Annotated in this window: 8 protein-coding genes; all 8 read left to right on the top strand. The window is 36.5% G+C overall.

Annotated elements, in window-relative coordinates:
- The first annotated feature begins 3 nt into the window (after nt 1-3).
- The gene (locus tag FFM55_RS08930; RefSeq protein ID WP_137600956.1) at nt 4-3,180 is read left to right on the top strand and encodes a pyocin knob domain-containing protein; all 3,177 of its coding nucleotides are present in this window, start codon (nt 4-6) and stop codon (nt 3,178-3,180) included.
- A gap of 91 nt (nt 3,181-3,271) precedes the next feature.
- Nucleotides 3,272-3,595, top strand: coding sequence for a hypothetical protein (locus FFM55_RS08935; RefSeq protein ID WP_137600957.1), 324 nt, complete (start codon nt 3,272-3,274; stop codon nt 3,593-3,595).
- 4 nt (nt 3,596-3,599) lie between these two features.
- Nucleotides 3,600-3,866 (top strand): hypothetical protein, encoded by a 267-nt coding sequence (locus FFM55_RS08940; protein ID WP_042493126.1) that lies wholly within the window; start codon nt 3,600-3,602, stop codon nt 3,864-3,866.
- The gene (locus FFM55_RS08945; RefSeq protein WP_137600958.1) at nt 3,856-4,179 is read left to right on the top strand and encodes a phage holin, LLH family; all 324 of its coding nucleotides are present in this window, start codon (nt 3,856-3,858) and stop codon (nt 4,177-4,179) included. The genes FFM55_RS08940 and FFM55_RS08945 overlap by 11 nt, the downstream gene beginning before the upstream one ends.
- Nucleotides 4,172-5,179: a GH25 family lysozyme gene (locus tag FFM55_RS08950; protein ID WP_170999688.1), complete on the top strand. Its 1,008-nt coding sequence runs from the start codon at nt 4,172-4,174 to the stop codon at nt 5,177-5,179. The genes FFM55_RS08945 and FFM55_RS08950 overlap by 8 nt, the downstream gene beginning before the upstream one ends.
- 187 nt (nt 5,180-5,366) lie before the next feature.
- Entirely contained in the window at nt 5,367-5,837 is a 471-nt protein-coding gene (locus FFM55_RS08955) for a transcriptional regulator, SarA/Rot family (protein ID WP_042493123.1), read from the top strand.
- Entirely contained in the window at nt 5,830-7,173 is a 1,344-nt protein-coding gene (locus tag FFM55_RS08960; RefSeq protein ID WP_137600960.1) for a dihydrolipoyl dehydrogenase family protein, read from the top strand. Before FFM55_RS08955 ends, FFM55_RS08960 begins: the two co-directional genes overlap by 8 nt.
- Before the next feature lie 10 nt (nt 7,174-7,183).
- The coding region (locus FFM55_RS08965) for an NADP-dependent oxidoreductase (RefSeq protein WP_137600961.1) at nt 7,184-7,765 on the top strand (582 nt) is incomplete at its 3' end.

The raw sequence follows: 7,765 nt of genomic DNA on the forward strand, positions 1-7,765 counted from the left end.
TAGATGGCAAATAAATTTACGAATTTTAAATTCACCACTGAAGGTAAAGATACCTTAACTGAAGTACTTGCTGCAAAAGGCAGTATTGATATCACACAGGTTTATACTTTTGCGACAAAGTTAACGGATACTTTGGTATTCACGCAACTTTCATCACTAGGTCCTAAGCAAATTAAGTCAGTTGGAACTGTATCAGCACAAAGCAACACGGTTGAAACTCGGTTGCAGATTGATAATGCGGATTTAACATCTGATTATAATCTACAAGGAATCGCTCTTGTAGGGACGTTTAACAAGACTAATTTCGTGTTAGGTTATATTAACACCAATGAAGCTACCAATGTGCCAGCATTCAGTGGAAATCAGGTTCAAACAATTGCCTTAGATGTTTCTTTTGCAATTTCTGATACATCTGTTATCACGATCAACACACAAACTGCTGGAATGTTGACGGTTGCTGATTACAATGCTTTGGTTGCTTATATTAAAGACCAAGTGGCACCATTATCAGTAGATAAAAAGGTTGTTCACTTAACTAACAATGAAATCATTGATGGTATTAAGACATTCAAGCAAAAAATTACTGGTTCGATATCGGGCAATGCCAATACAGTTGATTACATTAATATTCACCAAATTACTGCAAATATTGATTTAAATACTCTGACTACAAATGGTAACTATTTATCGACTTTAGAGACGAAGACTACCAGCAATAAGCCAGGTGGAACATCAGAACAGTACACGCTTATTTCCACCGGTAATATTCAAGTATTTAACGATATAAAGACGGATAAAACATATATACGTAATTACATTAAATCTGATACATTTACATCTTGGAAGGTTGTTATTGAAGACATTGATCAAACATTAAATGCACAATTTAATTTCACTAAAGTGCCAACTGTTAATAGTAAGCCAGTGGCAATTCAGGCTGATTTACAAACTGAAACCACTAATCGTACTAATGCAGACAAGACTATTAACAATTCTCTAACAACAGAAGTTTCTGACCGTAAAAGTGGGGACGCTATAAATGCAAATGCTATTCAAGCTGAAGCTACCGCACGTTCGCAAGCGGATAGTTCAGCCACTGCTGCCCTTAATACTGAAAAAACAACACGTTCAGCTGCAGATACAAGTCTTTCAAATAATTTAGCCTCAGAGGCAAGTGCTAGATCAGCTGCAGATGTAGGGCTAACCAATCAATTTAATACCGTGAATAGTGGATTGAACAGTGAAAGTGTGGCTCGTTCATCTGCAGATGCAACTCTAACAAAAGCAGTTAGTGATACCCAAAAACAAGTGCAAACTGAAACTACTAATCGTACTAATGCAGATAACAAAATTGATAGTGCTGCAGTTCATAAGACTGGTAATGAGTCTATATCAGGCGTTAAAACATTTTCAGATACCGCAAAATTTAGTAAACAAATTGAAGGAGCTTTTTCGAATAGAACTGCTCCATTTAGTGAGTTAAGTGATTTAATTACTAAAATGGCAACATATGCAGGTCAGTGGAGAATTTATACTGGTCAAGTGAGTGGGCTGCCAATTGGTGATAACCAGTGGGGAGTTATGGAGGTGATTCCATATAATAATTCTGAAGATGGTGGCCTTTTATTGCTTTATGGATTAAAAACTATGGATGCTTATATAGGCTACACATCAGGCAGTACTGTTCAATGGGAAAAGATTGCTAATGATGCGGAATTAGTCCATTTATCTGGAAATGAGACATTGGCTGGTACCAAAACTTTCAGTTCCGCTATTAACGGTAATTTATCCGGAAACGCAAGCACGGCTGATAAATTACGTACTGCTAGGACAATTGGTGGTGTTAGTTTCGATGGTGGCAGTAACATCAATCTACCAGGAGTTAATACTGCTGGAAATCAAAACACCACAGGAAACGCAGCATCAGCAACTAAATTGCAAGTGGCTCGCAAGGTAAATGGAACTGCATTTGATGGAACAAAAGATATCAGTGTTAATGCAGCAAATGATAGTAACCTTGTTCACCAATCTGGCAATGAATCAATTTCTGGTTATAAGACATTCAACAATACTTTGACTGTTAATGGTATTTCAAAAGCTAATTATTTTTATAAAGAGGTAACTTCTACAGATGAGACTGCAATACTTGAATTTGAAGATTCAAGCGGCGATTCAACGATTGTCAGAAGAATGGGTTCATATTATGCACAAGATAGTTATGGTGCAGGTATCGCATTAAGTTCAGGTGGATTAACAGTTATAGGTGGTGGTGAATCTCCATTTAATGTTATTAATAAAATTAAAGATGGAACCATAGATTCAACTGCTATTCCATCCGTGAACCCTGGTTCTGAAGACATGATTGTGGCATCTGACCAATCTATTTATTTCTTACCTAACTTTCAAAATAATAATAGTTATAATGCAATGTGGCGAATGACCCAAGGTGGATACTTACAAAACTATAATGGGAAAAGTTGGGTAAATGTATTACCTAGTAATAGTGGCCTTGTTGCGCAAGATTCAGCTGTAGTTCATAACTCGGGTAATGAGAATATAACAGGCACTAAAACATTTAGTTCAACTATTAGTGGTAGCGTGTCGGGAAATGCAGGTTCCGCAGATAAACTGAAGACTGCACGTAAAATTAATGGTGTTAATTTTAACGGAACGGGAGATATAAACGTCAAAGCCTCAAATGATTCAGATATCGTCCACAAATCTAGTAACGAGACTATTGGCGGTAACAATACATTTTCTGGAAGCACAACATTTAAAAATAATGTCGTCTTGCAAGGCAATGTATCAAGTCGTAGTAATGCTACATCTGCTAGTATTAAATATCAATCCGTCATTGTTGAATTCTATGAAACAGCTGTTGGCGTACAGGTATCGATACATGGTGCGTTTGACAATTTAACTGCAAAAAGTCGAGCTACATACCTTAAAATTGGTAACATTCCTAGCAATATTACTAATCCAGGTATTATAACTTATGCTTCATCTGCATCATCTTCTGGTGTAGATAAAGTGACAAACAACACTGGAGTACATGTTGATTTCGTGTTCGATACAAATGGTGAAGTTGGCATTTACGCCGGTCATACATTAACTAATAAGACTGATGCATTTAACAATTTATGGACCGAGCCAAGAGCTTCGACGTATTGGATCAAGTAACATGAAAGGAACATTTAATTTGATGATTAAACATATTATAAAAAATAGATTCTGGATAATAACCGGTGCTGAGCTGATAACCGTTGCGTTTATGTTTAGTATCGGTTTTTCTGTATTGGATGTCCATATTCCAGCATCATTTCAATTGGTGGCGCAACCTAGCTTTCGTTTAATAGTTATAGCAATTGGTGTAGCAATGATAGTGCAATCGGTTTGGGACATTACTTGGTACTACATCCGTGAAGTGACACGATTAGCTGCAGCAGGCGTCGTGGGCATGATGATGAGTGCATTTTTGTTGAGTGATCTGAACATACTTCACATTACATTGGTTCCGCTTGGTTTGATGTTTCTATTAGTCAGAATACTGATTGATTTGTTGACTGACAATACATTGTTTAAAGTACGGAGGTAGGTTAATGAGTCAAGCTACTTGGACAGCTTTATTGGGCTTTCTTTCCGCCTCAGTGGCTGGAGTGTTGGCCATTTGGAAAATGAATGTCGCTAAAACTGTCTCAGCTGATAAAGATTTTATTACGATGTATAACGAGTTGATGAAATCAAACAATAAGCTGATTGAACAAAATGCTGAACTAACAGCAGAGTTGCAAAAAGCACATGCATCTATTGAAAAATTGACGCAACGCATTAAAGAATTGGAGGATAAGTTAGAAAATGAACATTAATCATATTAGTGAATGGGTGTTAGCTCTTTGGAGCACGGGAGTATTAACGGCAGTTGCACACGCAGCAAGCCGTTTTTTTGTTGCCCATACGAAAAATAAAAATTTGTTACTATTGAACGAGTGGGCAATGCAGGCGGTGCAATATGCAGAAACACATTTACAAGGATCAGCAGAAAAGAAACAATCTGCTTTGAATTTCTTAACTAACAAACTGAATGCTAATAAGCTGGGATTAAAATTTGATAGTAAGCAATTGGATGCAGTAATTGAATTGGCAGTTTCAACATTACATGGAGGTAAGACTAATGACTAAATTTGAATTTAATGATGTGGCAAATTATCAACCCGATACATTGGCTTACTTCCAAGGATTGAAAGCTAAGGGCTCTGGTGCAGCAATTGTCAAAATTACACAGGGGACAGGCTACATTAACCCTAAAGCAACTAATCAAGTGAATCACGCTGATCAAGCAGGACTAAAAACTGCCGGTTATCATTACGCAATGTTTGGTTGCAATGTTGCAAATGCTCATGCTGAAGCTAAGTATTTCCTTACACAAGCAAAGGCACGACTAGCTCAGGGCTCAATCTTGGCGCTGGACTATGAAGATGCTGCCACAACCGGTACCAATAAGAACGCCAATGCCAATGCAATTATTGCTTTTATGCAAGACGTTAAGAATGCTGGCTTTATTCCATGGTTCTACACTGGTAAGTACTTCATTAATGAACATGTTAACCATGCTGCCGTTAATAAAGCATTTCCTAATGTAACTTGGATAGCTGGTTATCCTGGAACGTCATATCCAGATTTTAACTACTTCCCATCAGTAGACGGGGTGATTGCTTGGCAATACACTAACAATTGGAAGTCATTAGGACTGGACGGTTCAACATTGCTTCTTGATTGGTCAGAAAAAACTGTTCAGGCGCAAGCGACTACAAAACCAGGTGCTAAGCCAACTGTGAACCAGCCCGATCAGGTCTTACATGTTGGTGAGCATTTCAAGGGTCGTCCTGCATATCGAGTAGATGCCATGAAATATGTCAATGGTATGTGGCAGGTTGTTAACTATGAACTTGCTGGCGGTAAGGATATCAATTGGATCACTAATGGACTAGGCGTTGCATCAGTCGATAAGGTCGACAAGAATGGTAAGAAAACTGCTAGTCAAAAATTGGCAGTTGGCGATTACTTCCGACTACATTCTGATCGGATTGAAGTACTTGGTGTTGATAAGAACGGAATTGCATTTGGAACACGTTATGGCAACGTGTGGGAGGATGCAGGAACACTAACTGAAGTTAAATAAAATCAAGCCCACTAGGTTATTCTGAAAGAATGACTTAGTGGGCTTTTTTTTATAAGAAGATATTAAATATCAGTATTTTTAGAAGAAATCAGATAAGCATTTTAAATAATTATAAGAACGGTTTGTTACAAAGTTGATATTGATGATTATGTCGTGTACGATATAATTATCAGAAAGGAGATCATATATGTCTAATAAAGATACACTGTATGATGAATTGTGTTTGTCTGTATATACTACAAATCGTTATTTTCATCATTTATATGGAGAGGTTCTAGGAGATTATGACTTGTCTTACTTGCAGTATATGTCATTGCTTATCGTTTATAAAAATAAATCTGCTAAGTTAATGGATGTCGGTAAAGCATTAGATCTATCAAGTAATACACTTACACCAGTAATTGATAGATTGGTTAGTAAAAAATGGCTTATCAAGGTACCTAGTGAAGTGGATCGACGTGTAAAATATTTGAAAATATCAGAATCAAAGCGTTTAGTTTTTGAACAAATATTATTGAATATTGCAATTATACGAGATGAATTGATTGCAACTAGTACCAAACCAGTATCTACAATTATTTCTGAAAATAAAGTTTTAAACGAGACATTACAGAAAATGATTTTAGCTCGTAAACGGGAGGATCAATTAAATGGATAACTATGATGTAATATTTATTGGGAGTGGTCATGCAGCATGGCACGGAGCACAAACCTTATCAAGAGCTGGTAAAAGAGTTGCCTTGGTAGAAGAAAATAAAGTTGCTGGTACTTGTACCAACTTTGGATGTAACGCTAAAATCTTGCTAGATGGTCCAGCAGAATTAATCCATCATTTGCATCACTATCATGGAATAGGAATTGATGAAACACCAAATATTATTTGGCCAGAATTAATGGCATACAAACATAAGGTAATTGATCCGTTGTCCGAAGGCCTTGCACATATGCTTTCAGTAGATGGTATTGATATTATTTCAGGACATGCCAAATTTACGGATGTAAAAACATTGATGGTAAATGATATAACATACCAAGCAGATAAATTTGTTATTGCTACAGGACAAAAACCTGCAAAATTACCTATTCCTGGTAATGAATTATTACATGATAGTACTGATTTTTTGGAATTATCAGAAATGCCACATTCAATTGTGTTTATCGGTGCAGGGTATATTGCAATGGAATTTGCATCAATTGCTCGTGCTGCCGGTAGTGAGGTGACTATAGTTGAATATAGTGATCATGCACTTTCTGGTTTTGATAGTGAATATTCGCAAGAAGTTGTGAGAGATATGATTAATAGGGGTATTAAATTTGACTTTAATCAGCGTGTTTCTCAAGTAATTTCGACAGAAAATAATCAGTATATTCTTGAAACAGCTCAAGGAAAAAAGTACACGACTGAATACGTGATGGATACAACTGGACGTATACCTAATATTGAAAATCTTGGATTAGATGCTGCTAACGTTGAATATAACAATCATGGTGTCGCTGTTAACGACTATCTACAAACGTCTAATGTAAATATTTATGCTAGTGGCGACGTTATAGATAAATTAATACCGCGCCTTACACCAACTGCAACGTTTGAATCAAACTACATTGCTAGAATTTTATTAGGTGATTCTAATCCTATAAAATATCCTGTTGTGCCATCGGTTGCGTTTACCCTGCCGCGATTAGCTCAAGTTGGTGTCACAGTTGGTATGGCAAAAAATGACCAACAATTAAAGATATACGAAATACCATATGGTAAACTTATGCGTTTTCAGACTTTGAATGATGAAAATGCCAAGATAAAAATTATTCTCAATAAAGACAAAAGATTAGTAGGTGCTTCGATAATTGGCGATTTCGCGCCAGAGATCATTAATGATCTTGTTCAGGTAATAAATCATCAATACACTTCTGAAGATATTCAAAATCAAATTTTTGCCTTTCCGACACATTCTGGTATCTTGTTGCCTATGATTGCCCAGTATTTAGCTTAGGAGAATAATAATGAAAGCAGCTATTATTAAAGAATATGGTGATGTAACTCAACTTGAGGTTACTGATATAGATAAGCCTATCCTAAAAGAGGATGAGGTGTTAGTAAAAAATTTTGCTAGTAGTATAAATCCGATTGATTATAAAGCTCGTCAAGGTTTACTTCAATCAATGTTTAAATGGCAATTTCCAGTAGTATTAGGTTGGGACTTAGCTGGAAAAATTGTTGCTTTGGGAGATAAAGTACAAGGCTTTAAAATTGGAGATGAGGTATTTGCTCGGCCAGATATAGATCCTATTGGTACGAACGGATCTTATGCAGAATATACGGCTGTAAAAGAGGATAAACTAGCGTTGAAGCCTGAAAATATTAGTTTCGAAGAAGCAGCTGCAGTTCCTCTGGCAGGCTTAACAGCTTTACAAATGTTAAGACAACTCAATTTAGAAGCTGGTCAAAAAATACTTATCCAGGGTGGTGCAGGTGGCGTAGGTATCTTTGCAATCCAATTAGCAAAAATATTTGGCGCTTTTGTTGCTACTACTGCTAGTGAAAATAACACTGAATTTGTGAAGTCGTTAGGTGCGGATTTAGTA

Origin of the sequence: Weissella sagaensis, assembly GCF_005405285.1 — a bacterium.
Lineage (GTDB): Bacteria > Bacillota > Bacilli > Lactobacillales > Lactobacillaceae > Weissella > Weissella sagaensis.